This window comes from Leifsonia xyli, assembly GCA_001647635.1.
Lineage (GTDB): Bacteria > Actinomycetota > Actinomycetes > Actinomycetales > Microbacteriaceae > Leifsonia > Leifsonia xyli_A.
On sequence record CP014761.1, the window covers coordinates 3367701 to 3393381 of the forward strand.

Annotated in this window: 23 protein-coding genes and 2 pseudogenes; 11 read left to right on the forward strand and 14 right to left on the reverse strand. The window is 71.8% G+C overall.

Going from position 1 to position 25681, the window contains the following annotated elements; all coding sequences use genetic code 11:
* Window positions 1-9 precede the first annotated feature (9 nt).
* Both A0130_16485 and A0130_16490 read left to right on the forward strand, forming a co-directional pair.
* Window positions 10-839 (forward strand): annotated as a pseudogene (locus A0130_16485) (ABC transporter ATP-binding protein).
* Complete coding sequence (locus A0130_16490) at window positions 836-1630, forward strand: alpha/beta hydrolase (GenBank protein ANF33043.1); 795 nt, start codon at window positions 836-838, stop codon at window positions 1628-1630. The pseudogene A0130_16485 and the gene A0130_16490 overlap by 4 nt, the downstream one beginning before the upstream one ends.
* Before the next feature lie 15 nt (window positions 1631-1645).
* On the opposite strand, the gene A0130_16495 is transcribed toward A0130_16490, so the two are convergent.
* Window positions 1646-3043, reverse strand: coding sequence for a hypothetical protein (locus A0130_16495; GenBank protein ID ANF33044.1), 1398 nt, complete (start codon window positions 3041-3043; stop codon window positions 1646-1648).
* A 98-nt stretch (window positions 3044-3141) separates the two neighbouring features.
* Between A0130_16495 and A0130_16500 the strand changes: the two genes are divergently transcribed.
* Window positions 3142-3480 carry a hypothetical protein gene (locus A0130_16500; protein ANF33045.1) on the forward strand — a complete coding sequence of 113 codons (339 nt, stop codon included), beginning with the start codon at window positions 3142-3144 and terminating at the stop codon, window positions 3478-3480.
* Between the two features lie 55 nt (window positions 3481-3535).
* Window positions 3536-4624: an ATPase gene (locus tag A0130_16505; protein ID ANF33046.1), complete on the forward strand. Its 1089-nt coding sequence runs from the start codon at window positions 3536-3538 to the stop codon at window positions 4622-4624.
* Here A0130_16505 and A0130_16510 read toward each other — a convergent pair.
* The 6 genes from A0130_16510 to A0130_16535 all read right to left on the reverse strand — a co-directional run bounded on the left by A0130_16510 (window position 4621) and on the right by A0130_16535 (window position 9866).
* On the reverse strand, window positions 4621-5865 hold the full coding sequence (locus A0130_16510) for an AI-2E family transporter (protein ANF33047.1): 1245 nt from the start codon (window positions 5863-5865) through the stop codon (window positions 4621-4623). The genes A0130_16505 and A0130_16510 overlap by 4 nt on opposite strands.
* Window positions 5866-5874: 9 nt before the next feature.
* On the reverse strand, window positions 5875-6363 hold the full coding sequence (locus tag A0130_16515) for a hypothetical protein (protein ID ANF33048.1): 489 nt from the start codon (window positions 6361-6363) through the stop codon (window positions 5875-5877).
* A gap of 103 nt (window positions 6364-6466) precedes the next feature.
* Window positions 6467-7345 (reverse strand): NAD(P)H-hydrate dehydratase, encoded by an 879-nt coding sequence (locus tag A0130_16520; protein ANF33049.1) that lies wholly within the window; start codon window positions 7343-7345, stop codon window positions 6467-6469.
* Window positions 7338-8060: a hypothetical protein gene (locus tag A0130_16525; GenBank protein ID ANF33050.1), complete on the reverse strand. Its 723-nt coding sequence runs from the start codon at window positions 8058-8060 to the stop codon at window positions 7338-7340. The genes A0130_16520 and A0130_16525 overlap by 8 nt, the downstream gene beginning before the upstream one ends.
* On the reverse strand, window positions 8057-8989 hold the full coding sequence (locus tag A0130_16530; GenBank protein ANF33051.1) for a hypothetical protein: 933 nt from the start codon (window positions 8987-8989) through the stop codon (window positions 8057-8059). Before A0130_16530 ends, A0130_16525 begins: the two co-directional genes overlap by 4 nt.
* A 10-nt stretch (window positions 8990-8999) precedes the next feature.
* Window positions 9000-9866: an XRE family transcriptional regulator gene (locus A0130_16535; GenBank protein ANF33052.1), complete on the reverse strand. Its 867-nt coding sequence runs from the start codon at window positions 9864-9866 to the stop codon at window positions 9000-9002.
* Between the two features lie 101 nt (window positions 9867-9967).
* Between A0130_16535 and A0130_16540 the strand changes: the two genes are divergently transcribed.
* Window positions 9968-10741, forward strand: coding sequence for an oxidoreductase (locus A0130_16540; protein ANF33053.1), 774 nt, complete (start codon window positions 9968-9970; stop codon window positions 10739-10741).
* Window positions 10742-10766: 25 nt separating this feature from the next.
* Here the strand turns inward: A0130_16540 and A0130_16545 are convergent, their stop codons facing one another.
* Window positions 10767-11858 carry a hypothetical protein gene (locus tag A0130_16545; GenBank protein ID ANF33054.1) on the reverse strand — a complete coding sequence of 364 codons (1092 nt, stop codon included), beginning with the start codon at window positions 11856-11858 and terminating at the stop codon, window positions 10767-10769.
* Window positions 11859-11899: 41 nt separating this feature from the next.
* Window positions 11900-12949, reverse strand: a pseudogene (locus A0130_16550) (hypothetical protein).
* Window positions 12950-13139: 190 nt separating this feature from the next.
* Here A0130_16550 and A0130_16555 point away from each other — a divergent pair.
* Both A0130_16555 and A0130_16560 read left to right on the forward strand, forming a co-directional pair.
* Window positions 13140-14981 carry a glucoamylase gene (locus A0130_16555; protein ANF33055.1) on the forward strand — a complete coding sequence of 614 codons (1842 nt, stop codon included), beginning with the start codon at window positions 13140-13142 and terminating at the stop codon, window positions 14979-14981.
* Window positions 14981-15529: a hypothetical protein gene (locus A0130_16560; protein ID ANF33056.1), complete on the forward strand. Its 549-nt coding sequence runs from the start codon at window positions 14981-14983 to the stop codon at window positions 15527-15529. The genes A0130_16555 and A0130_16560 overlap by 1 nt, the downstream gene beginning before the upstream one ends.
* 1 nt (window position 15530) lies before the next feature.
* Here the strand turns inward: A0130_16560 and A0130_16565 are convergent, their stop codons facing one another.
* Window positions 15531-15995: a hypothetical protein gene (locus tag A0130_16565; protein ID ANF33057.1), complete on the reverse strand. Its 465-nt coding sequence runs from the start codon at window positions 15993-15995 to the stop codon at window positions 15531-15533.
* 103 nt (window positions 15996-16098) lie between these two features.
* Between A0130_16565 and A0130_16570 the strand changes: the two genes are divergently transcribed.
* The 4 genes from A0130_16570 (at window position 16099) to A0130_16585 (ending at window position 22696) form a co-directional block, all read left to right on the forward strand.
* The gene (locus tag A0130_16570) at window positions 16099-16554 is read left to right on the forward strand and encodes an AsnC family transcriptional regulator (GenBank protein ANF33058.1); all 456 of its coding nucleotides are present in this window, start codon (window positions 16099-16101) and stop codon (window positions 16552-16554) included.
* A 54-nt stretch (window positions 16555-16608) separates the two neighbouring features.
* Window positions 16609-17427 (forward strand): 2,5-diketo-D-gluconic acid reductase, encoded by an 819-nt coding sequence (locus tag A0130_16575; GenBank protein ID ANF33059.1) that lies wholly within the window; start codon window positions 16609-16611, stop codon window positions 17425-17427.
* A 98-nt stretch (window positions 17428-17525) separates the two neighbouring features.
* Window positions 17526-20072 (forward strand): AAA family ATPase, encoded by a 2547-nt coding sequence (locus tag A0130_16580; protein ANF33060.1) that lies wholly within the window; start codon window positions 17526-17528, stop codon window positions 20070-20072.
* Window positions 20073-20206: 134 nt separating this feature from the next.
* The gene (locus A0130_16585; GenBank protein ID ANF33061.1) at window positions 20207-22696 is read left to right on the forward strand and encodes a penicillin-binding protein; all 2490 of its coding nucleotides are present in this window, start codon (window positions 20207-20209) and stop codon (window positions 22694-22696) included.
* A 10-nt stretch (window positions 22697-22706) separates the two neighbouring features.
* Here A0130_16585 and A0130_16590 read toward each other — a convergent pair whose 3' ends face one another.
* From A0130_16590 to A0130_16605, 4 genes are read right to left on the reverse strand one after another with little or no spacing between them, the layout of a single operon-like run.
* On the reverse strand, window positions 22707-23594 hold the full coding sequence (locus tag A0130_16590) for a 3-methyladenine DNA glycosylase (protein ANF33062.1): 888 nt from the start codon (window positions 23592-23594) through the stop codon (window positions 22707-22709).
* Window positions 23591-24199 (reverse strand): cyanamide hydratase, encoded by a 609-nt coding sequence (locus A0130_16595; GenBank protein ANF33063.1) that lies wholly within the window; start codon window positions 24197-24199, stop codon window positions 23591-23593. Before A0130_16595 ends, A0130_16590 begins: the two co-directional genes overlap by 4 nt.
* 42 nt (window positions 24200-24241) lie before the next feature.
* Window positions 24242-25273, reverse strand: coding sequence for an alcohol dehydrogenase (locus A0130_16600; GenBank protein ANF33064.1), 1032 nt, complete (start codon window positions 25271-25273; stop codon window positions 24242-24244).
* Window positions 25270-25674 carry a DNA mismatch repair protein MutT gene (locus A0130_16605; protein ID ANF33065.1) on the reverse strand — a complete coding sequence of 135 codons (405 nt, stop codon included), beginning with the start codon at window positions 25672-25674 and terminating at the stop codon, window positions 25270-25272. The genes A0130_16600 and A0130_16605 overlap by 4 nt, the downstream gene beginning before the upstream one ends.
* Between the last annotated feature and the right edge of the window lie 7 nt (window positions 25675-25681).

Consider the following 25681-nt stretch of genomic DNA (forward strand, 5'->3'; position numbering starts at 1 on the left):
GGTGGATCGGTGACCCCGAACACCGTCCTCGAACTGCGCGACGTGACCTTCCGCCGGAACGGGACGCACATCCTCGAAGGCATCGACCTCACCGTCCGCGCGGGGAGCACTGGGCGCTGCTCGGGCCGAACGGGGCAGGCAAGTCCACCGTCCTGGGGTTCTGCGGGGCGGTCGCGTTCCCGACCTCCGGCACGGTGGAGGTTCTGGGGCGCCTGCTCGGCCGCGTCGACCTCCAGGAGCTGCGCCGCCACATCGGGCACGTCAACCCGCGGCATCCGGTGCGCTCGCCGCTCACGGTGACGGAGGTCGTGCTGACCGGGATCACCGGCACCCTCGAGCCGCCGATGCGGTGGGAGCCGTCGGATGCCGAGCTGCGGCGGGCGCGGGAGCTCATCCACTCGGTCGGGCTGGACGACCGGCGCGAGGCCCGCTGGCCCACGCTGTCGCAGGGGGAGCGGGGTCGCGCACTGGTGGCCCGCGCCCTGATCTCCGACCCGCGGCTCCTCCTGCTCGACGAGCCCACCACCGGTCTCGACGTGGCCGCGCGGGAGCAGTTGCTCGAGACGATCGACGGACTCGCGCACACCGCCCGCGACCTCGCGTCGGTGCTCGTCACGCACCACCTGGAGGAGCTGCCCGAGACGACCACGCACGCCCTGCTCATCGCCCACGGCCGTACCGTCGCTGCCGGACCCATCGACGACGTGATTACCACCGAGACCGTGTCGCGGGCGTTCGAGCACCGCATCCGGGTCGCCAAGGCGGACGGACGCTGGAGCGCCCGTGCGGTGCGCGAGCGTCCCATCGCCGTGCCCGCCGCGGCGGAGAGTCCGCGATGACGGAGTTCGCGACCGCCGATGACGGGACCCCGATCGCCTACGAGGAGCGCGGCGTCGGCGTGCCGGTGCTGCTGATCGCCGGTCAGGCGACGGGAATGCACGGCTGGGGCCCGTTCGCGGACGCGCTCGCCCGGGACTTCCGCGTGATCGCCTACGACCACCGCGGCATCGACGAGAGCGGTCTCGGCGACCCGGCCCGGTACTCCACCCGGGCGTTCGCGGACGACGCCGTGGCGGTGCTGGACGCGGCGGGCGTCGCGGCGGCCCACGTGGTCGGCCACTCGATGGGCGGCCGCGTGGCGCAGTGGCTCGCGGCCGACCACCCCGAGCGCGTGCGGCGCCTCGTGCTCCTGGCCACCACCTCCGGAGACCGCAGCGCCTCCCGCCGCGACCCGGCGGCGGTCGCGGACCTCCTCAGCGGCGACCGCGCGCGGATGGTGCCGCTGTTCTTCGACGCCGAATGGGCCCGGACGCACCCCGCGGACGTCGACCGTTTCTTCACGCGTACCGCGTCGCGCCCCGCGCTGCGCGGCCACTTCGCCGCGAGCCGCGACCACGACGGCGCCGCCGTGCTCGACCGCATCCGCGCCGAGACGCTCGTGGTGCACGGCGCCCGCGACCCGCTCACCCCGCTTCCGCACGGCGAACTGCTGGCCGACCGCATCCCGGACGCGACCCTCGCCGCCTTCGACGCCGGCCACGGCCTCCACCTCGACACCCCCGAGGTGCTGGACGCCGTGCGCGCCTTCCTGCTGCCGCCCGCCCAGCGGGCCGCATCACACACCCCCTAGCGACCGTGTGCGGTCTCAGTTGACCGCGAAGTACCCCTTCCGCGCCGCCGCCACGAACTCCTTGTAGTCCGCCTCCGCCTGGTCGGCGTACCGCATCGCCCACTCCGTGGCCGCGCGCACGAACGGGACGCCCGAGCCGATGTAGCCGGAGATGAACGCCGACTTCGGGGAGCGGGCGTGCGCGCGGGCGAGGACCGCGCCGCACATCCGGGCGTAGTCGAAGAACTGCGCGAGGTTCATCGACGGGATGTCGAACGACGCGTTCCTGTTGCGGAACTGGCGCATGTAGAACGCGAAGCCCTCCACGCGCAGGAAACCGAGGAACTCGGACACCGCCTGCAGGATGCGCTGGCACGCGACCACGCGGTAGCCCTGCTCGTCGGGCAGCAGGGACAGGTCGAGGTAGCCGGGCAGCGCGGGGATGCCGCCGAACCGTTCCACCACGGACGGCTCGGCCTCCTTCAGCTGCAGGATGACGACCTCGCCCGTCGGGCCGCGCAGGGCGAGGAGGAAGCAGCGGGTCCCGACGCTTCCCACGCCGACGACCCGGCGCGCCACGTCGTCGACGCGCAGCTGGGAGGTGAGCAGCGCCGTGTTCGGCAGCAGCGTCTCCCGGTACTGGTCGTAGGCGGACTGCGCGAGCGCCTGCACCTCCGGTTCCGCGCGTCGCAGGATGGGCGGAGCGTCGATGAAACGCAGAACGCCGTCGTCCCCGGTCTCCAGCGTCTTGCGGGCGACGTGCTCCGTGGTGCGCTTGCGCGACTCCTTCATCACCGCGTCGATGAGCTTGAGCATGTCGTTGCTGAGCAGGTTGCGCCCGCTGCCCGTCTCCACGGCGGCGGGTGTGAAGTAGCGGGCGTACAGCGGCGCCTCCAGCGCGCGGCCCAGCCAGATCCGGTACGCGGAGACCGTCGCCTCCGTCGTCTCGCGGACGCGGTGCGCGGGGAGGCCGATCGAGCGGCCGGCGAGGACGACGCTGGCCAGCAGTCGCTTGAGGTCCCATTCCCACGGCCCCACCGTGGCCTCGTCGAAGTCGTTGATGTCGAACACCATTGCGTCCTCCGGCGACCGGTAGATGCCGAAGTTGCCGAGGTGCGCGTCCCCGCACACCACGACCTCGGCGCCGGTGTCCGGGCCGGTGGCGAGGTCGGCGGCCTGGATCGCCGCCGTGCCGCGATAGAAGGCGAAGGGGTCGGCGCTCATCCGCTGGACGCGCAGGTCGATGAGGTCCTGCAGGCGGTCCTCGTGCTGCGCGCGCAGGATGCCGAGCGGGTTCCGGTCCGGCGCGGGGTCGTAGTCGGCGTGCGCCGAGCGCGGAAGGTCGGCCCGCGCCGCCCGTCCCGCCTCGAACAGCTCCTCCGCGGAGAGCGGCGTCTCGGCCCGCTCGCCCGTCGCAGCCACATCCATGCTCATGGCGCACCTCCTCGGCCCCGGCGTCCGCGCGGTCGCCGGGGCGACCGGATGCGGACGCGCACATCATAGGTCCGCGCGAGGCCGCTAGGGTATGCGGAATGCAGGGATGGATCGAGCACCGCCGCGAGGACGGCGAGCGCGTGGGCTGGCTGCGCCCGGAGGGCGACGGATTCGTGCCGGTCGACCTGCTCGGCCGCGAGCTGAGCGGCCCGGTCGACTGGCTGACGGGGGAGGAGCGGCTCGAGTCGGCGGGGATCGGCTATCTCGCCGACCGCTACGAGCTGGCCCTGGAGGACGGGCGCCGGCTGCGCGTGCGACTGACCGAGGTCTCCACCGAACGCATCGTCGTGAAGAAGGACGATTTCGGCGCCATCGACGCGCCGCAGCTCGTCTACACGCTGCCGTTCCCCATCCCGGAGTCGCTGCGCCCGGTGTGAGCGGCGCTGGATTCCGGGGTGCCCAAGCCGATCGGGCCGGCGTTAGCATCCGCCCATGATTCCGCTCACCGTGGGGACCCTGGCCGATGCGCCGGACACGCCGGCCGTGATCGACGGCTCCCGCTTCAACCGTCACACGTTCTGGTGCGGCCAGAGCGGATCGGGCAAGACGTACGCGCTCGGCGTCGTGCTGGAGCAGCTGCTCCTCAACACCGAGCTGCCGATCGCGGTACTCGACCCGAACGCCGACTTCACCGAGCTCGCCCGCACACGCGAGGGGGTGGATGCGGCGGATGCGGAGCGCTGGTCGCGGCTCGGCATCCAGGTGTTCCACTCCAGCACGCCGCGCGATCCGCAGCTGCGCATCCGCTTCGTCGACCTCAGCGTGCGGTCGAAGGCGGCTGTGGCGCGGCTGGACCCGATCGTCGACGAGGAGCAGTTCAACGCGCTGCTGCACCTCGACGTGAGCCCCGAGGACTTCGCGCGCGACACGTTCCTGCAGACCCTCGCCGCGTCGAACGACCCGGCGCTGCGGCGCCTGGGGCTGCGGATCGACAACCTCCAGATCCTCGACTGGCCGCTGTGGGCGTTCGGCGGCGCCTCCTCGGCGACGGCGGTCGAGGACCGGCCGCAGGCGGTGGTGCTCGACGTCGGCGGCTTCTCGCACCCGGGCGAGCCGCAGGCCGCGGCGCTCGGCATCCTCGAGGACCTGTGGGAGCGGCGGATGGAACGTCGTCCGCTTCTCATCGTGATCGACGAGGCGCACAACTTCTGCCCGCCGTCGCCGCGGTCGAGCGTGGAGGCGCAGCTGACCGAGCAGCTCATCCAGATCGCCGCGGAGGGCCGCAAGTTCGGGCTGTGGCTGTTCCTCTCCACGCAGCGTCCCACCAAGATCCACCCGAACGTGCTGTCGCAGTGCGACAACCTGGGGATGATGCGGATGAACTCCCCGCGCGACCTCGCCGAACTCGGCGACGTGTTCGGCTTCGTCCCGCACGAGGTGCTGGCCGAGTCGCCGCACTTCCGCAAGGGCGAGGCGCTGTTCGCGGGCGCGTTCTCGGAGCAGCCGCAGCGCGTGCGCATCGGGCGGCGGCTCACCGTCGAAGGCGGGAGCGACCTGGCGGTCGCCGCGCACGCCGGTTAGGCAGGCGGCGGAACGGGGCGCGACGCTCCGGTCTTCGCCTGGCGGCGGTCCTCCTTGCGCGCCAGCGCCTCCTGCTTCATCAGCTCGCGGGTGTGCCTGAGGTCGCCGAGGATCGGCCGCCACATCCGCGAGCGCGGGTCGGCGTCGACCAGCACGGCCCGCACCAGCAGGGTGAGGGGGACGGCGAGGATGGCGCCGATGGGGCCGAGGACCACCGCCCAGTAGAGCACGCAGAAGAAGGTGAGCGTCTGGCTGAGCGCCACCGCGTTCCCGACGACCTTCGGCTGCACGACCGACTGGACGACGGCGTTGATGATCCCGTAGACGATGATGATCGCGAGGACGGTCCCCCAGCCGCCGGTGAGGTAGCCGAAGACGAGGGGCGGGATGAGAGCGAAGAAGTAGCCGACGTTCGGGATGAAACTGCACAGGAACGACAGGATCGCCCACAGGAGGGCGGCCGGGACGCCGAGGATCACCAGGACGATGCCGTTCAGGATGCCCTGTGCCACCCCGAGCAGGGTCGTGACCACCATGTAGCGCCGCACGGAGTGACCGAAGGTCACGAAGGCGTACACGAAGTTGGGCCGGGTCGGCTCCAGCTGCCGCAGCAGGCTCGGGGTGTAGGCGGCGTCGGCCGGCATCAGGATCAGCATCGTCAGCACGATGACGAGGAACGCGATGAGGCCGAACGCGTTCCCGAGCAGCCCGGTGAAGAAGTTGAGGAAGTTGCTCGGTTTGAAGCCCTTCTCGATGTCCGCCACCTGCTGGGGACCGACGCCGATGCTCTGCAGCCACGAGCCGATCTGGGCGCCCAGCTGCTCGAGCTGCGGCTTGTACTGGGGCAGCATCCCGACGAACTGTGCGGTCGCCACCCAGAGGAGGCCGATGAATCCCGCGAGCAGGGCGAAGACGGTCAGTCCCACGGCGCCGGTCGCGAGCCCCTGCGGCGTGCCGTGACGTTCGAGCCAGACCCGGACCGGCTGCGCGCAGATCGTGAGGATCAGCGCGAGCAGCGTCGGGGCCAGGATGCCCGTGATGGCGGCCATCCCGAACGAGATCACCACGCCGGCGGCGAGCCCGATCAGGATGCGGGTTCCACGGCCGACCCCGCCTGCGCCTCCGGTCTCGTGGTCGGGTGCGCCCGGCGCCTCCTCGGATGCCGGGCGGGCGCGGCGCCGGAACGGCCAACGACGCTGCTCTCGCGCGGGAGGCGGCGCGGCCGGTTCTCCGGCGCTCATCGGACCGGGTCAGACCGTCGGCGCGGCCGGCGGCGGGGTGGCGGGACCGGCCGGCGCGGCGGGCGGCACCGGGGCGGCGGCGGATGCGGCGGGCGCGGCCGGCGCGGCGTGCTGACCGGAGAGGGCGCGCGCCTTCAGGTGGTCGAACTCCTGCTGCGTGATCGCACCGCTGTCGAGCAGCGCCTTGGCCTTCGCGATCTCGTCGGCCGGGCTGGAATTCGCGACCTGGCGGATGTAGTCGTCCGTCGCCGACTGCACCTGGCGCGCCTCGCGCTGGCTGCGTTCGGCCATGCCGGGCCCGCGGGCGATCAGGTAGACCAGCGCGGTCAGGAACGGCACGAAGATCAGGAAGATGATCCACACCGCCTTCCACCAGCCGTTCAGCTTGTGGTCGCGGAACAGGTCGCTGATGATCGCGAACAGCGCGAACAGGTACGCCACGAAGGCGAAGCTCCAGAAGAACAGCCAGATGACACTCCAGAAGTTGCTCCAGTCCATGGTGGACTCCCCTCTCGACTCCAGCTCCCGTGTCTGGATGTGGCGTGAGAGTAACGCGGTGCCGGTTCGCACGGCTAGAGGGTAGTTTCGCGGGGGTACCGCGTCAGGAGAGGGTGCCCAGCTCCGCCGTCAGACGGTCGACGATCTCCGACGCGAGGAACCCGAGGGTGCCCATCTGGGCGGTCAAGTGACGGCCCGCGGCGGCGTGGAGGTACGTCCCCCAGACCGCAGCGCGGAGCGGGTCGGCGCCGCGTGCGGCGAGGCCGGTGATGGCTCCGGCGAGCGCGTCCCCGCTGCCCGAGGTGCCCAGCCCGACGTCGCCGTCGCCGACCGTCAGCAAGCGTCCATCAGGCGCGGCGACCCGGCCGAAGCACGAGACGACCGCGCCGTAGCGGCGCGCGAGCTCCCGGGCGTCCGTGTCGAGGTCGTCGGTCTCGCGGCCGAGCAGCCGCGCGGCCTCCTCCGTGTTCGGGGTCAGGATGCGCGGGCCGCGCCCGGCGAGCCGCGGGTGCCCGGCCAGCGCGCCGAGGGCGTAGGCGTCGAGCACCAGCACGGTGGCGCGGCCGGTGGCGCGGGCGGCGCGCGGCAGCATCCGGGCGGTCTCCGCGGCGTCGTCGAGTCCCGGCCCCAGCAGCACCGCGTCGGCGCCGGCGAGGTCGGACGCCGCCGCGCGGATCGCCGTGCCGCGGATGCTCCCTCCGGCCGTCTCGGCCAGCGGGACCACGCCCGACTCCGGGACGGCGACCGCGACCTGGGCGGCGACCGAGGCGCCGACCGCCAGGGTCAGCCGGCCGGCACCCACCCGCAGGGCGGCGCGGCCGGCGAGCATCGCGGCGCCGGGGGAGCGGAACGCTCCTCCGACGACCAGGACCTCGCCGCGCGAGCGCTTCGAGCCGGACGGCTCGGGCAGCGGCCAGGCGCGCAGCAGCTCGGGCGTGACCGACTCGGCCGGCGCCCGCCGGGAAACCCTCCTGTCACGCATCGGCTCGCGCCTCTCCGGGGTGGTCGGTCGAGGGGAGACCCGCCGCGGCCAGGTGGGCGTCGTCGGCGAAGGCCTCGAGAGTCCACTGCCGGCCGTCGAACGTCAGCTCGGTCACGGACGCGTTGGCGACGGGATGCGTCAGCAGGTGCTCGGCGAGCTGCGCCTCGGTCATCCGCAGCAGCACGTACAGGAACAGGCTGACGACGGCGTCGTGCGCGAAGACGACCACGACGCCGTCGTCGCCCGCGGGCGCGTTCAGCGCGTCGCGGAGGAACGAGCGGATGCGCAGCGCCACATCCGTCCACGCCTCGCCGCCCGGCGGCCGGTAGTAGAACTTGCCGGTCCAGCGCCGCCGCTCCGCCTCCAGCGGCAGCCGCCGTTCGACGCCGACGGCGGTCAGCCGGTCCAGGATGCCGAGCTCGCGGTCACGCAGCCGCTCGTCGATCCGCAGCGGCACCTCCTCGCCGAGGGCGAGGCGCGCGGTCTGGATCGCTCGGCGGTACGGGGAGCTGAACACGACGGCGCCGGCCGGGAGCGCCGGGCGCAGCCGCGCCCCGAGTGCGGACGCCTGCAGCTCGCCGAGCGGCGAGAGGGTCACATCGGCGTCTCGGGCGTCCACGACGATGACCTCGGCGCCGGCGGCCTCAGCCGCGGCGGCCGCGACGTTCGCCGTGCTCTCGCCGTGCCGGATCAGGAGCAGGGTGCGGGCGGTCATGCCGGGGACTGTACGCCCGCCCACTCCAGCACGCGGAGCGACCGCAGCGTGATCCACCGGCTCGGCTCGCCGACCGCCTCGAACGGCACCGCGGGCCGCCCGGGGAGCAGCGCGTCCAATGTCCACCGCCCGTCCACGCCGCGCTTCGACCGCACGACCCCCACAGCCTCGGCGACGCGCTCGTCGTACGGCACGCCCGACGCGCGCAGGTGGTCCAGCCCGCGCAGCACGTCGTAGTGCCAGTAGTAGGGGAAGTGGAATTCCAGCCACGTCTCGTCGATCAGCTCGCCGGTGCTCTTCCGCCGCATCAGCCCGCGCTCGAGGAGGTACTCCTGTCCGCGGCGCAGCGGCTCGGCGACGTCCGTCTCGCCGCCGGTGTCGCGGTAGGCGGCCAGAGCCTCCACGACGCAGATCGTGCTGTGGAAGGAGCCGGGGTCGTCCGGGGTCTCGGCGTAGCAGTTCCAGCCGCCGTCGGCCTGCTGCGTGTCGAGCAGCTTGCGCAGGATGGTCTCTGTCGCGTGGCCGTAGGGGGCTGCGGCCGTGAGCACGCGGCCGTTGATGCACGGCTCCACCTCGCCGTCGAAGAACGGGCTGTGTCCCCACTCCTCGCCCCAGTCGACGCCCGCGGCCGTCCGGTCGAGGGCGGTGCGGGTGCGCTCCCCGTCGGCGCCGAGCAGCGCGAGCAGCAGCACGACGGTGTCGGTGGCGTCGCGGTCCTCCGGCTTCCACACGGTGCCGCCCCAGGTGCCCGACGCGTCCTGCCGGTCGAGCAGGGCCGCACCCCAGCCCTCGTGCTCGACGCGGGCGCGCTCGGCGGCGACCTCCGCGTCCGATACGTGCACCACATCCCGGAGCGTCTGCCATCGGAGGGACGGGTCGCCCTCCAGCAGCCACACCACGGTCGGATCGTCCACAGCCCCCGCGCTCATGCGCGCCAGGCTACCCGGCTTCGCCGCCCCGCGCAGCGGGAGCGAAGGACTGCGTGCCGAGCACCGAGAGCAGAGCCAGCTTCTCGGCGGCCTCGGTGCGCGGGGCGGCGGTGAGCACCAGCAGGCACTGCGACTGGTCCTCGGTGAACAGGGCCTGGCAGTCCAGCTCGATCGCGCCGAGCTCGGGATGCAGCAGCGTCTTGTGGTCCTCGAACCGCCGGGCGACCGCGTGACGGTCCCACAGCTCCGCGAACTCCGGGCTCTCGGCGAGGAGCGCCCGCACCAATTCGCCGGCCCGCGACCGCGGACCCAGCGCGCCGTAGGCGTCGCGCAGGGAGGCGACCTGGGCGCGGCTCTGCCGGGCGCGGTCCTCCTCGGGGTACTGCGCCCGCGCGTTCTCCGGCTCGGTGAACCAGCGGTAGTACTCACTGCGCGCGAGCCCGGTGTACCCGGAGCGGTCGCCGAGGAGCGCGACGGCCATCCGGTTCTGCACGAGCGTCTCGCCCAGGTTCGAGAGCACCAGCGCCGGAGTGTCCTCCAGGCGGTCCAGCACCCGCAGCAGGGCGGGGGAGACGTGGCCGCCGCCGGAGAACCGGTCGGGCGTGTTGTGGCCGGCCACCCGGTACAGGTAGTCGCGCTCGTCGTCGGTCAACCGCAGCGCACGCGACAGCGAGGACAGCATCTGCTCGCTCGGCTGCGGGCCGCGACGCTGCTCCAGCCGGGTGTAGTAGTCGGTGGACATGGCCGCCAGCAGTGCGACCTCCTCGCGCCGCAGGCCGGGCGCACGGCGGCGGGCGCCCTCGGGCAGTCCCACGTCCTCCGGCCGCAGCGCCTCGCGGTGGCGGCGCAGGAAGTCGGCGAGGGCGGTGCGGTCCATACCCCCATGATGGCCGCGAGGGCGCGCGCGAACCAGGGACCGCGGATCCCTGGATGACCGCTCCACTTCCTCCACCTCGCCCACCACACGATGGTGGAGGCATGGACATCACAGGGAACACCGTCTTCATCCCCGGCGCCACCAGCGGCATCGGGCTCGCCCTCGCCGTCGCCCTCCACGAGCGCGGCAACACCGTCGTCGTCGGCGGCCGCCGCACCGAGCTGCTCGAGCGGATCGCCGCCGAGCACCCCGGCATCGACACCGTCCGCATCGACACGGCCGACGCCGACAGCATCCGGGAGGCGTCCGCGCAGGTGCTCGCCGCGCACCCCGACCTGAACGTTCTCGTCGCAATGGCCGGCATCATGCGGGCTGAGGACTGGCACACGCCCGCCGGTTTCCTGCAGTCGGCGGAGTCGATCGTCACCACGAACGTGCTCGGCCCGATCCGCCTCATCGCCGCCTTCGTCGAGCACCTGCAGACCCGGCCGCATGCGACCATCGTGACCGTCTCGTCCGGACTGGCGTTCACGCCGCTCAAGGCCACGCCGAGCTACAACGCCAGCAAGGCCGCCATCCACATGCTCAGCGAGAGCATCCGCCTCCAGCTCGCCGACACCTCCGTCAGAATCGTGGAGCTGGAGCCGCCGTCGGTCGCGACCGACCTGATGCCCGGACAGCGCGAGAGCGCGTTCGCCATGCCGCTCGACGACTTCGTCGGCGAGGTGATGGAGCTCATCGAGACCCAGCCGGATGCGAAGGAGCTGCAGGTCGAGCGCGTCAAGTTCCTGCGGTACGGCGAAGCCCGCGGCGACTACGACCGCGTGGTCGAGGTGCTCAACGCCTCCGACCCCCACGGGAAGGATGCGGCCTAGCCGCGCCCCGGAACGGCGCTCGGCCTCACGGTCGCTCGACCGTGAGGCCGAGCCACGCCGCCAGGTCGTCGATCTCCGAGTCGACCGCATCGCGCGCGGACGGCGCGAGCGGCGCATCCTCGTGGACCGCCTCGACCCGCAGGACGCCGCGCTTGCGGTCGGCCGCGGCGTCCAGCTTGCCGACCAGCCGGTCCTCGTGCAGGATCGGCAGCGCGAAGTAGCCCCACCGGCGCTTGGCCGCGGGCTTGTACATCTCCAGCAGGTACTCGAAGCCGAAGATGTCCTGGCTGCGCACCCGGTCGTGCACGAGCCGGTCGAACGGCGACAGCAGCGCTGTGCGTCCCTCGAACGGCAGACCGACGGCGTCCGGGTCCACCCGCCATTCGCGGTCGCTCCCGTCGACCCGGGCGGGGACGCCCGCGCCGCCGACCAGCTGCGGCCGGGCGATGCCGAGCGCCCGCAGGCGCCGCTCGTCGCGCAGCGGCGCCGCCTCGGCCTCGGGAACGGCCTCGATCCCTCCCGGGTAGACGCGCTCCGCGAGGTCCCACGTCCGCTGCCGGCCCACCCGGCCTGCGACCGCGACCACGCCCCGGCCCTGCAGCAGCTCCAGCATGTGGGTCACGTTGCGCTCGTGCGTCCACCCGGTCGACTGCCACGGCACCTCGGCGGTGTCCGGGATGTCCTTCGACAGCAGCGGGCCGGCGTCGCGCAGGCGGTCGAGCACGTCCTGACGGAAACGGGCGTTGGCCTCCAGCCAGGTGGTCCAGCTCGCGGCGATCGGTCCGTTCGCCATCCGGTCGAGGTTCAGGGCGAGGTCGGAGACCGGCCGGAGCATGGCGAACGGAGGCTGCACCGGGTCGTCCTGCGCCTTCCACTCGTACAGCGTCCGGTCGCTCTCGACGGCCGCCGCCAGGTGCTCGGGGCGATAGGACGCGCCGAGGCGCGTGTACGCGATGAGGTCGGCGCTCGGCGCGATCGCCGCCGTCGGGTCGAGCTGCAGGAAGGTGAGGTGCTCGACGAGCGGCACCAGCGCCTCGGGACGGGGCGCATCGAGCCGCTGAGCGCGCACGGCGATCCGCCGCGCCTCCTCCCGGTCAAGCACGATCTCGGATGGCATGGCCCGACGCTACCGGCTGCGACCGACAGCGGGGCCGCTCACCCGCGCCCCGCCGCCCCGCTCACGCGCAGGAACACCGTCAGCCACGCGAACACCACGACCCCGGCGATCAGCTCGGTCGCCGTGAGCACGTAGTAGCCGGTGACGAAGAAGACCGCCGCCAGCACGATCACCGCGAACAGCACGTACCCCAGCAGAAAGAACGACCGTGGCGCTTCGGGCAGCGCACGCCGCACCCAGAACACGAGCAACGAGAACGCGACGAGCATGCCGACCGCCGAGCCGTTGTGCAGGATCTGCGACACGTTCAGCGGGAAGAGCCCGACCCCGGCGAGCAGCAGGCCGATCAGGATGAGGCACACGCGGACCCGCATCCGCGCCGGCCGCACAGCCGGGTCGACACCCGTCAGGTCGGTCGCGTAGCGGGCGATCGCGGCCATCATGAGACCCGCGACGATGAGCGTCAGGTTGAAGGTCAGCGACGAGACGCTCTTCGTCATCCCGAGCGCGCTCAGGTGGAACTCCCACCAATGCGGGTCGGGTGCGCTCAGCATCGCGGCGAGGATGCCGAACGCGGCGAAGACGGCGAGCACGGTCGACAGTCGCATCAGGTCCATCCGCGCGCCGGACAGGAAGATGACGTAGGCGCTGAACCCGACGGCGACGCCCGCGAGGACCGTGGCGGACACCGCGTAGACCGTCGCATCCTGGAAGCCGTCGGCGAGCACGGCGCCGAGCACGAGCCAGCCCAGCACGGCGATGATGCCGTGCGCCAGCGCGATCACGACGGTATCGAACAGGGCGGCGCCGGTCGGCGAGCGGCGGCTCGCGGGCGCCTCAGCAGCCCGGTCGGCGCGGCCCCCGAAGGGCGTGAGCGCATCCCGGTGCCACAGGCGCCCGACGACATACGCGGCGATGCCGACGACCCCGGCCGCCAGCGCCGCGAACTGCGAGAGCGACCCCGGGCCGGCGATCGGCAGCGACCGTCCCCAGAAGAACGGCAGCGACACGATCGCCCCGACGACGAGAGCCGCGGCGCCCACGACGATCGCCGCTCCCTCGAGATCCAGCGCCGCGGCCCGTGCCGCCACCCGCTCGGTGCTCCGCTGGCGCACGCCGGTCATCCCGCACCTCCTCCGTCGGCCGAATGATGCCGCTCCGGAAGACGTCGTGGCAACAGCGGATTCCCGCGTGCGTCGTGCCTTCCCGCGGCGGCGAGCCCGGCGTTACCATGCGCGCGTGAACCGGTCGCCGGGGGATCACGGGGCGGAGAGGGCGGACATGGCTGGGACAGCGCAGGACGACGGAGGATTTCCGGACATCGACCAGCACGGCATGATCGGCGACCTGCAGACGGTCGCGCTGGTGTCCACCGAGGGGACGATCGACTGGTTCTGCGCGCCGCGCTTCGACTCGCCGTCGATCTTCGCGTCGCTGCTCGACCGCGAGAAGGGCGGCTACTTCCGCATCAATGCGGTGGGCGAGGGGATGCGCGTGAAGCAGATGTACTTTCCGCAGACGGCGATCCTCATCACCCGGTTCATGTCGGATGACGGCGTCGGCGAGGTGATCGACTTCATGCCGATCGCGGACCAGCCGACTGTCGCGACCGAGAACCGGACGATCGTGCGGGGGATCCGCGTCGTCCGCGGTGAGCTCACCTTCCGGGTGCAGTGCCGGCCGCGGTTCGACTACGGACGGCGTCCGCACACGGCGTCCGCCTTCGACACCGGCGTCCGCTTCGACGCCGAGGGGATGAGCGCCGAACTCCACGGGATCTCCGCCGACGCGATCGTCGACGGCGACGTCGACACCACGCTGACGTTCTCGGACGGCAAGCTCCACATCATCGCGTTCGAGACCCAGCCGGACGCCGACGCCCGGAAGATCGGCCGTGGCCGCGGTCAGCGGCTGTTCCGCGAGACCGGGGCCTTCTGGCGCGAGTGGCTGTCGCGTGGCACCTACACCGGCCGCTGGCGAGAATCGGTGGAGCGCTCCGCGATGGTGCTCAAGCTACTGCAGTACGCGCCGAGCGGCGCCCTGGTCGCCGCCCCCACCGCCGCGCTGCCCGAGCAACTCGGAGGCGTGCGCAACTGGGACTACCGCTACACCTGGGTGCGCGACGCCTCCTTCAGCGTGTACGCGCTCCTCTCCCTCGGCTACGCGGACGAAGCCCTCTCGTTCATGCTCTGGCTGAGCGACCGCGTCGCCGAGCAGGCGGGCGACGGGTCCGGGCCGCTCAAGATCATGTACCGGATCGACGGCTCCTCCGACCTCGTGGAGCTCGACCTGGATCACTTCAAGGGTTATGCCGGATCCAGGCCGGTGCATGTCGGGAACGGCGCCGCCGACCAGCTGCAGCTCGACATCTACGGCGAGGCGATGCAGTCGCTCGCCGTCGGCGACAAGCTCCGTCCGATCGGCAACCCCGGCTGGACGAAGCTCCGCGGCATCCTGGAGTGGCTCGCCGACAACTGGGACCAGCCCGACGAGGGCGTCTGGGAGACCCGCGGTGGGCGGAAGGACTTCACGTACGGCCGGATCATGTGCTGGGTCGCCTTCGACCGAGCGATCCGGATGGCGCGCGACCGCGGCCTCCCGGCGCCGCTCGCCCGCTGGGAGGCCGAGCGCGACGCCATCTACGAACAGGTGTTCACGAAGTGCTGGAACCCGCAGCGGAAGGCGTTCACCCAGTACCCCGGCACCGATGTGGTGGACGCGATCACCCTGCTGATGCCGAGGGTCGGGATGATCTCGCCGCGCGACCCGATGTGGCTGTCGACCCTCGACGCCATCACCGAGGAGCTGGTGACCGACAGCCTGGTGTACCGCTACAACCCGGCGGCCTCGCCCGACGGCCTGCCGGGCGAGGAGGGCACCTTCTCGCTCTGCTCCTTCTTCTATGTGATGGCGCTCACCGACGCCGGGAAGCTCGAGGAGGCCCAGTACGCGTTCGAGAAGATGCTGACCTACGGCAATCACGTCGGCCTCTACGCCGAGGAGATCGACCCGTCCGGCCTGCAGCTCGGGAACTTCCCCCAGGCGTTCACCCATCTGGCGCTGATCCAGGCCGCCAGTGAGCTGGATGCGGCGCTCGAGGCGCGGGCGACGGCCCGGTACTGATGGACCTCAACGAACCGGACGCACCCACCTCCGGCGACGTCGGCAGCATCCATCGCGGGATCTGGCGGCACTGGGGAACCCCCGCCGCCATCTACGGGACGATCGTGTACGCGAGCGTGGTGGCCGCCGCCTCCGGGGCCGACGACGACCAGGCCTCCGCCGTGAGGTTGCTCGTCCTCAGCGTGGTCAGCATCGTCGTGTTCTGGCTCGCCCACGTCTATTCCACCGCGCTCGGGTTCCAGGGCGACGAGCAGCACGCCGCCGATCGCATCCGCGACTCCCTGCGGCATGCGCTCGCCGAATCGGGAGGGATGCTGGAGGCGGCGATCGTGCCCAGCATCCCGCTGGTCCTGGCCGCCCTGGGCGTTCTGCCGCCGGACTTCGGCGTCGCGCTCTCGCTGTGGTTCTCGGTCCTGATGCTGGCGCTGCTCGGGTTCTCCATCTTCCTGCTGCGCGGGCGTTCGATCATGGTGTGCCTGCTGGGCGCGGTGGTGACCGCGTCGTTCGGCGTCGTGGTCATCCTGCTGAAGAGCGCCTTGCAGCACTGAGTCAGAGCAGCGCGAGCCGTCCGACGATCCGGTCGACGCGGTTGCGCGGGCCGACCACGCTGACCGCGTAGTACGGGAGGTCGGCCGAGGCCGCGGCTTCGACGGTGCGGAGGTATTCGTCGTAGACGCGGGTGAGCTGCGCCGCAGCCGGCATGTCCGCGACGAACACGTCCTCGGCGGCCTGCGCCTTCGCCCGGATGCCGACCAGCTGCTCGGCGGACGCGCGCAGCACCGAGACGCCCGCCCAGGGGAGGCCGGGGTGCACGCCGTCCTCCGCATCCACCGCATCCTGCCCGAGCAGGCCGGAGACGCGGACCGCGGTCGCGGCCGCGGTGCAGACGGCGGCATTCGCGGCGATGCCCGCGGGCAGCGACCCGTCGACGATCAGAACCCACTTGAGCCGGGCGGCTCGGGTGGGTGCCCCGGTGTCGATCTCCTCGGGCAGGAAGCCCACGATGTCGTGCATTCGTCGTCCTCTCGTTCGGCACTATGGGGGAGAACTTACAGAGATCGCAGGATGTCCGCTGACAAACCGAATTTCGTTCGGTTGAGCAGCTATCCTGACGGCCATGGACGAATTAGATCGGGCGATCCTGCGCGAACTGCAGTCGGATGCGCGGCGCAGCAACCGCGACATCGCCGCGGCCGTGGGCGTCTCGCCCAGCACCGCGCTGGAGCGCACGCGGGCGCTGCGCCGGCGGGGGATCATCCGCGGGGCGACGCTCGACGTGGACCTCTCGGCGATCGGCCGCCCCGTGCAGGCGCTCATCGCGGTGCGCATCCGGCCGCCGTCGCGTCCGGTGATCGAGGGTTTCCGGGACTGGGTGGCGTCGCTCCCCGAGACGCTGGGCGTGTTCGTCACGAGCGGCAACGAGGACTTCATCGTCCACGTCGCCGTCGCCGACAACGAGAGCCTCTACGCGTTCGTCATCGACCGGCTGACGCAGCGGCGCGAGATCGCCGACGTGCGCACCTCGGTCGTGTACGAGCACCTGCGTAACGGGGCGCCGCACCCGCTGGACTGACCGCGGGGCGGGTCTACGATGTGGCGCACCGCATCCTTCTGAAGGGAACCACGCATGCCTGCTCTGACCGACACCTTCACGCTCTCCAACGGCGTCGCCATCCCCAAGATCGGGTTCGGCACCTGGCAGATCCCGGACGGAGACGAGACCTACGACTCGGTCCGCACCGCCCTCGACGCCGGCTACCGCCACATCGACACCGCACGGGCGTACGGCAACGAGGCGAGCGTCGGGCGCGCGGTGCGCGACAGCGGCATCGCCCGCGAGCACATCTTCATCACCACCAAGTGCCCCGCCGAGGTGAAGGACGCGGACGGCGCTCGCCACGCGTTCCAGCGCTCGACCGAGCTGCTCGACCTCGGCCCGATCGACCTCTACCTCATCCACGCACCGTGGCCGTGGAACGCGATCGGCAGCGACCACCGCGCCGGCAACATCGAGGTGTGGAAGGTGTTCGAGGAGGTGTATGAGCAGGGTCTGACCCGCGCGATCGGCGTCAGCAACTTCGAGGTCGCCGATCTGGAGTCGCTGGTCGACGCCACCGAGGTCGTGCCGCACGCCAACCAGATCCGGTGGTTCGTGGGCAACACGCAGCCGGAGACGACGGCGTGGTCCAAGGAGCACGACATCCTCGTCGAGGGCTACTCGCCGCTCGCCACCGGCCGTCTGCTCGACAATGAGGAGATCGCGGAGATCGCGCGGAAGTACGGCAAGTCGGTCGCGCAGGTCAGCATCCGCTACCTGCTGCAGAAGGACATCCTGCCGCTGCCGAAGTCGACCACCCCCGAGCGCATCCGCGAGAACGCCGACGTCGACTTCGAGCTGTCGCCCGAGGACGTGGCCGCTCTCGACGCGCTCGACGCGGGGGAGTAGGCGCTCCGGCGTGGAGTTCTCAGCACACCGGGAATAACCTCCCCCTCCTGCGTTGGACTTGAGTGCACAAGGCTCAACTTTCAGAAACAGGAGAACACGTGCCTGAGAACTTCACTCCCGACGGTGACGGCGCCAACTCGTTCGACGAGTTCCTCGCCCGTTATCTCGCGGGCGAGCGTGCGCGCAACGGACGCTCTATCGACATCAGCCGCTTCCTCAGCCGGCGCACCCAGGAGATCCTGGCGGAGGCCGGACGGTTCGCGCTGGAGCACGGCCACAGCGAGCTCGACGCCCTGCACGTGCTGCGCGTGATGGCCGAGCAGGAGCCGGCCGCGGACGCCATGCGCCGCATCGGCGTCGACCCGTCGCGGGTCGCGCAGGCCGCCGAGTCGCGCCTCCCCGCGTCCGGCGACGTCATCCGCGCCGACGGCGCCTCCATCACCGGTGCGCTGCAGCGTGCGCTGTTCCACGCGTACCAGGTGGCGCAGGCCTCCGGCTCGACCTACATCGACCCCGAGCACGTCTTCTTCGCGCTCGTCATCGGCCGCGACGCCCCTGCCGGCCGCGTCCTGCAGGCCGCCGGCGTGACCCCGGAGGCGCTCACCGAGTCCATGCAGGAGAGCACGACCGTGGGCGCCGGCCGGCCCGGTGACCCGGCTGCCGAGGGCAGCGCCTCCGAGACCCCCATGCTCGACCAGTTCGGCACCGACCTGACCGCGCTCGCGCGCGACGGCAAGCTGGACCCGGTCATCGGCCGTCTCGACGAGATCGAGCAGACGGTCGAGATCCTCTCCCGCCGCACCAAGAACAACCCGGTGCTGGTCGGCGAGGCGGGCGTCGGCAAGACCGCGATCGTGGAGGGCCTGGCCCGCGCGATCGTGGACGGCACCGTGCCCGAGCAGCTGCAGGACAAGAAGGTCGTCTCCCTCGACCTCGCGGGAATGGTCGCAGGTACCCGGTACCGCGGCGACTTCGAAGAGCGGCTCACCACCCTGATGGACGAGATCAGCGCCGGCAAGGACGAGCTGATCGTGTTCATCGACGAGCTGCACACCGTGGTCGGCGCCGGAGGGTCCGGCGAGTCCGGCGGCATGGACGCCGGCAACATCCTCAAGCCGCGCCTTGCCCGCGGCGACCTGCACCTGGTCGGCGCGACGACGCTCAAGGAGTACCGCCGCATCGAGAAGGACCCGGCGCTGGAGCGCCGCTTCCAGCCGGTGACGGTCGGCGAGCCCTCGATCGAGGACGCCGTGCTCATCCTGGACGGCCTGCGCGCCGCCTACGAGGAGCACCACGGCGTGCGCTACACCGAGGACGCGATCCGCGCCGCGGTGGAGCTGTCCGACCGCTACGTCTCCGACCGGTTCCTGCCGGACAAGGCCATCGACCTGATCGACCAGGCCGGTGCCCGCCTGCGCCTCGCGCTCGGCAAGCGCGTGGACTCGTCCGCCCTCATGGAGCGCCTGGCCACGCTGGAGTCCGAGAAGAACTCCGCCGTCGCGGCCGAGCACTACGAGGAGGCGTCGCGTCTGCGCGACGAGATCGAGGACGTGCAGCGCCAGCTGGACGCCCTGGCCTCGGCCCCGCGCGTGGACGCCGTCGTCGGCGAGCCGGAGATCGCGGCCATCGTGTCGCGTGCCACCGGCATCCCGGTGTCCCGCGTGGGCGAGGCCGACCGTGAGCGCCTCGCGCGCCTCGAGTCGGAGCTGCACGAGCGCGTGGTCGGCCAGGACGACGCGGTCGTCTCGGTCGCGAAGGCCGTCCGCCGCAACCGCACCGGCCTCGGCGACGAGCGCCGTCCGGTCGGCAGCTTCCTCTTCCTCGGCCCGACCGGTGTCGGCAAGACCGAGCTGGCGAAGTCGCTCGCGTCGTCGCTGTTCGGCGACGAGAAGGCGATGCTGCGGTTCGACATGAGCGAGTTCGGCGAGCGTCACACCGTGGCGCGTCTGGTCGGCGCCCCTCCCGGGTACGTCGGCTACGACGAGGCCGGTCAGCTGACCGAGCGCGTGCGCCGCAATCCGTACTCGGTGGTGCTGTTCGACGAGATCGAGAAGGCTCACCCCGACGTGTTCAACCTGCTGCTGCAGGTGCTGGACGACGGACGCCTGACCGACGGCCAGGGCCGCACGGTCGACTTCCGCAACACGGTGGTCATCATGACCTCGAACCTCGGTTCGGAGTTCCTGGCCTCCCGCAGCGGAGCGCTCGGCTTCGTGCCGGCCGGGTCGGACGGCTTCGCCTCGGAGAAGGACATCCGCGACCGCGTGATGGGCAAGCTCCGCGAGGCGATGCGTCCGGAGTTCCTGAACCGCATCGACGAGATCGTGCTGTTCCGGAAGCTCGACCAGGAGCAGCTCCGCGACATCGTCCGCCTGCTGGTGAACGCGACCGCGAACCGCCTGGCCGCCCGCGACATCGCCTTCGAGGCGACGGATGCGGCGGTCGCCTGGATCGCGGAGGCCGGCTACGAGCCCGAGTACGGCGCCCGCCCGCTCCGCCGCGTCATCCAGCGCGAGGTCGACGACCGCATCGCCGAGCTGATGGTCAGCGGCGAGCTGGAGGAGGGCGGCCGCGTGATCGTGGACGCCGCCGACGGCGAGCTCCGCGTGACCGCGGCCCCGGTGTCGCTGCCGCTCGCGGCGTAACCCACCGCACCACGAAGGCGCCGGTCCTGTTCGCAGGGCCGGCGCCTTTCGCACGTTCGCATCCTGAACATCTCCAAACCCGTACACACGCAACCCCCTGGAGTCGCCCAGACTTGGCTGGTTCATTGGAGGGGATGTCCGCACCCGACCGACCCCTGCCCTCCCGACTGGCCGCCCTCGACGAGCGGCTGGAGCCCGTCAAGCGCTTCGAGTTCACGCCCGCCCGCACCCGCGGCGGGCAGATCGCGCAGTTCCTCGGGCTCGCGCTCGTCGCCGCCGTGCTCAGCTCGATCTTCGTGCTGCCCGCGTTCGTCGGGCTCGGGGCGACCGCCGCGGCCGGCGCCAGCGACTTCAACGCGCTGCCGTCGAACCTCAACATCCAGCAGTTCGCGCAGAACTCCACCGTCTTCGCCAAGCAGGGCGGTCAGGATGTGCCGATCGCCACATTCTTCGCCCAGAACCGGCAGGACGTCGCGTGGGAGCAGATCGCGCAGACGATGAAGGACGCGACCGTCTCGGCCGAGGACCCGCGCTTCTACTCGGAGGGCGCCGTCGACATCTGGGGCACCCTCCGCGGCGCCGTATCGACCGTCGCCGGCGGCAGCGTCCAGGGCGGCTCGTCGATCACGCAGCAGTACGTGAAGAACGTCGAGGTCGAGAAGTGCGAGGCACTGACCAGCCAGAAGAAGATCGAGGCCTGCTACACCGACGCCGCGGGAGTGACGCTGCAGCGCAAGGTGCAGGAGATGCGCTACGCGGTGCAGGTCGAGAAGAACTACTCCAAGAAGGAGATCCTCACCGGCTACCTCAACGTGGTCGGCTTCGGCGGCCAGGTCTACGGCGTCCAGGCGGCAGCGCAATACTACTTCAACTCGACCGCGGCGAAGCTCGACCTCGCTCAAGCGGCGACGCTCGCGGCCATCCTGAACAATCCCGCCAACCTCCGGATCGACCAGCCGGACAATAAGGACAACGGCGCCGCGAACGGCTACAAGCTCACGAAGGAGCGGCGCGACTACGTGCTCGACCGCATGTACATCACGCACACGATCACGAAGCAGCAGCGGGACGCCGCCAAGGCGACCCCGATCACGCCGACGATCACTCCGACGACCCAGGGATGCGCGGGGGCACAGCAGTTCAACGCCGCCTTCTTCTGCGATTACGTGCGCGACGTCATCCTCACCGACCCCGCATACGGCAAGACGGCGGACGAGCGCTTCCAGACCCTCAACCGCGGCGGCCTGAAGATCTACACGACCCTCAACCTCGACCTGCAGCAGGTCGCGCAGGCGTCGCTGAACAAGTACATCCCCGCGTCCCGGCCGGACATCGACCTCGGCGCGTCGAACGTCGCGATGGAGCTGGGCACGGGACGCATCGTCACGATGGTGCAGAACCGCGCCTTCAACAACACGGACACGCCCATCGACGGCACGACTGCGGTGAACTACAACACCGATGAGGACTACGGCGGGTCCCAGGGCTTCCAGACCGGATCCACGTTCAAGGCGTTCGACCTGGCGGCCTGGCTGGAGTCGGGCCACAGCCTCTACGAGACGGTCAACGCGTCGCAGCATACGTTCCCGACCTCCGACTTCACGAACACGTGCGCGAACATCGACGGCCCGGATTGGCATGTCACCAACGACGAGGGATCGGCGAGCCGGCTCTCCGTGATGTCGGCGACCGCCGAGTCGGTCAACACCGCCTTCGCCGAGATGGGCACGAAGACCGACCTGTGCTCCATCCTGAATGCCGCGAAGTCGCTGGGAGTGCACCCCGCGTCCAAGAGCAACCCGCTGACCTCGACGCCGTCGATGATCCTCGGCACCAACTACATCTCGCCGCTCACGATGGCGACCGCCTACGCGGGCATCGCGAACAACGGCACCGTGTGCACCCCGGTCGCGATCGACCGCGTCGTGAACGCGGACGGCACCGACCACGCGGTCAGCAAGACGACGTGCACGCAGGGGCTGAAGCCCGAGATCGCTGCGGGTGTCACGTACGCGCTGCAGGGAGTCATGCGGGGCGGCGGAACGGCCGCGAGCGCGAACCCGTACGACGACATCCCGATCATGGGCAAGACGGGAACGACCGACGACTCGCTCGAGAACTGGCTGATCACGTCCACCACCAAGGTCGCGACGGCGACGTGGGTCGGCAACGTGTCGGGCGACACCCCGCTGCGCTCGCTGTACTTCAACGGCGTCGGCGGAGGAAACGTGAAGTTCTCGATCGCCAAGCCGATCCTCAAGGCGCTCAACGCGCTGTACGGCGGCACCGACTTCACCGAGCCGACGGACGCTGTGCTCTACGGTAACGAGATCACGATGCCGGATGTGACGGGCAAGGCGCCCGATGTCGCGCAGAAGCTGCTCGAAGGCCTGGGCCTCGACGTCACGGTCGACCCGACGCCGGTCGACAGCGACCAGCCGGCAGGCACGGTCGCCGCGAGCGACCCCGCGGCCGGCGCGACGCTGAGCGACGGGCAGTCGGTGACCCTGACCGTCAGCAACGGGACGAAGGGCGGGTCGTCCGGTCCGGGCAACGGGACGTCGGCGCCGACCCCCACCCCGACGCCGACGAAGGGCAACGGCAAGGGGAACGGCGGAGGCTGACCCGCTGCACTCAGGCGGCTGCCGCCTCCGCCCCGAGCCACGCGTCGAGGAGGCGCGCCCGCAGCGCGTTCGACCGCTCGGCGAAGGCGCGCTGCCGCCGCACGTACTCGGCCTTGCCCTCGGACGTCTCGATCGCGACCGGCTCGGCGCCCCACGGCCGCATGTCGTAGGGCGACGCCTGCATGTCGAGCAGCCGGATGTCGCGGGCGAGCTCGAACGCATCCAGCAGCACCTCGCCGGGTACCAGCGGGCCGAGCTTCATCGCCCACTTGTAGACGTCCATGCCGGCGTGGAGGCAGCCCGGCTGCTCGAGTTCGGGTTGCGTCTCGCGGGTCGGCGCGTAGCGGTTGAGCGGCACGGCGTCCGGCGTGAAGAAGCGGAACGCGTCGATGTGGGTGCACCGCAGCTCGTGCGACTCGACCACCGCGTCGGTCGCGTCCTGCCCGAGGCGCAGCGGCACGGGATGCCGGTGCTCCTCCCGCCGGTACACCATCGCCCACTCGTGCAGGCCGAAGCAGCCGAACCGCCCGGGACGCGCGGCGGTCGACCGCAGGATGCGCTCGACCGTGCGCAGCATCGGCGCCTTCTCGCGCTCCATCCCGTCGCGGTCGACGGTCAGCGACCCCGGCGTGCTGCCGGGTGCGTACCAGCGCCAGGAGGCGCGCGGCTCACCGGCCGCGTCGGCGAGTTCGACGCCGGGTCCGGGATGCCAGCGGCGCAGCTGGGCGGGGGAGTACGAGTAGTAGGTGAAGAGGAAGTCCCACACCGGGTGCTTCTCGCCGCGCGCCGCCCGGGCGCGATGATCCGCGGTCAGCGCGTCGACCCGCTCGGCGTGCACGCGCTCGCGTTCGCGCCAGCTGTCCGAGGGCAGCAGCACGGAGGCGGTGGCGGCGGTCACCCTTCGAGGATACGTTCCAGCGGGTTGTCGCGGAGCTTGCGCTGCACGCCGCCGTCCACCAGCCGCCGGGCCGAGGTGTCCGGCTTGCGCTCGGCCTGGTCGGCCACGCAGGCGCCGAACTCGGCTGCGAGGTCGAGCCGCGGGTACTCCGCGAGCACCTCGCGCTGGAACTCGAGCGGAAGCACGTCAGCGCGGGCGCCGGAGATGTCCAGCGCGGTGGCGATTTCGAGCAGGTGCCCCTCCACATCCATCGCCGGGTCGACCTCCGGCCAGTTGTGCCGCACGATCACCTCGTGCGCGCGGACGCAGCGCTCAGCGGGCCAGCCGGCGCCGGCGGTCAGCGCGATGGCGACGTGACCGGCGGCGTCCTCGTAGGCGAGGGTGGCGTTGTCGAACTCGGGCGTGATGCCGAGGTCGTGCAGCAGCGCCGAGACGTAGAGGAGCTCGTGGTCGGGCGCGAAGCCGCCCAGCGCGGCGAAGCCCTCCGCCCACAGCCACGACCGCTGCACGTGGTTCAGCAGCGAGGGCGTGTGGTAGGTCGTCGCGATCTGCACGGCGGCGCGGGCGGCCGCCGTGTCCGGGCGCGGGAAGTCGGCGATGCGCATCCATCCATCCTGCCAAACGGACGCGGCGAGGCGAAATGCGGGTCAGCTCGCGGGGTGCAGCACCGCGATGCCCGTCGGCGGCGCCGTCTCGGCCGTCTCCAGCAGCCGCGCGGCCTCGTCGAAGCCGACCGTGCGGCCGAGGAGATCTTGCGGGCGGAGGCGGCCGGAGGCGACCAGGGCGAGCATCTCGGGGTAGTCGGCCGCGGCCATCCCGTGGCTGCCGAGCACGTCGAGCTCCCAGCCGATCACACGATCGAGCGGGAGGTCGGGCACCGCGGTCGCGAGCAGGCCGACCTGCACGTGGCGGCCCTGGCGTCGCAGCGAGCGGACGGAGGCGGTCGCGGTCTCGGCCGAGCCGACGGCGTCGATGCTCGCATGGGCTCCGCCGCCGGTCGCGTCCGCCACGGCGGCCGCGGCGTCCGGTCCGGCCAGGACGGTCTGCTCGGCGCCCAGCCGCGTCGCTAGCTCCAGAGCGGCAGGCGAGCGGTCGACGGCCACGACGCGGGCTCCGAGGGCCTGCGCGATCGTGACGGCGCTCAAGCCCACGCCGCCGGCCCCGTACACGGCGAGCCACTGCCCGGGCTGGATGCGCGCCCGCGCGGTCACCGCCCGGAACGCCGTCGCGAAGCGGCAGCCGAGGGCCGCCGCGGCGTCGGCCTCCAAGCCGGTCGGCAGGCGGACGAGGTTGGTGTCGGCGGCGCGGACCGCGACGAGTTCCGCGTGCGAGCCCCAGTGCGTGAAGCCGGGCTGCGTCTGCTGCGGACACACCTGCGCCGCCCCGGCGCGGCACCACTCGCACGCGCCGCAGCCGTTCACGAACGGCGCGGTGACGCGGTCGCCGGGCCGCCAGCGGGTGACGCCCGCGCCGACCGCCTCCACCACCCCGGCGAACTCGTGACCGGGGACGTGCGGAAGCGCGACCGTGTCGTCGTGGCCGACCCACGCGTGCCAGTCGCTGCGGCACAAGCCCGACGCCTCGACGCGGATGACGGCGCCGCCCTCCGGGACCGCCGGATCGGGGAGGTCCGCGACCGTCACCGGTCCGCCGAAGCGCTCGTAGTACAGGGCCTTCACGTGTCCTCCTCGCTCAGCATCCTCACCACCGGCAGATCAGCCTCCGCCCAATCCAGTCCGGCCAGCTCGGCGGCGCCGACCCACCGCAGCTCGTCGTGGTCGGTGCTCGTCTCCGGCGCGGCGCCGTCGAGCCGGCAGTCGTAGCAGGCGAGGTCGATCGCCCGGCCGTCCGCGCGCACCGTCACCGTGCGGTCGAGAAGCGCGCCGACCAGGATGCCGACGCCCAACTCCTCACCGATCTCGCGCGCGAGTGCCGCCTCCGGTGACTCGCCGCTCTCGACCTTGCCGCCCGGGAACTCCCACCGCCCGCCGGCGTCCTTGCCCGGCGCGCGCCGGCAGGCGAGCACGCGCTCGCCGTCGTCGGATCGGATGACCGCGGCGACGACGAGAAGGGGCTGCATCCCTCCA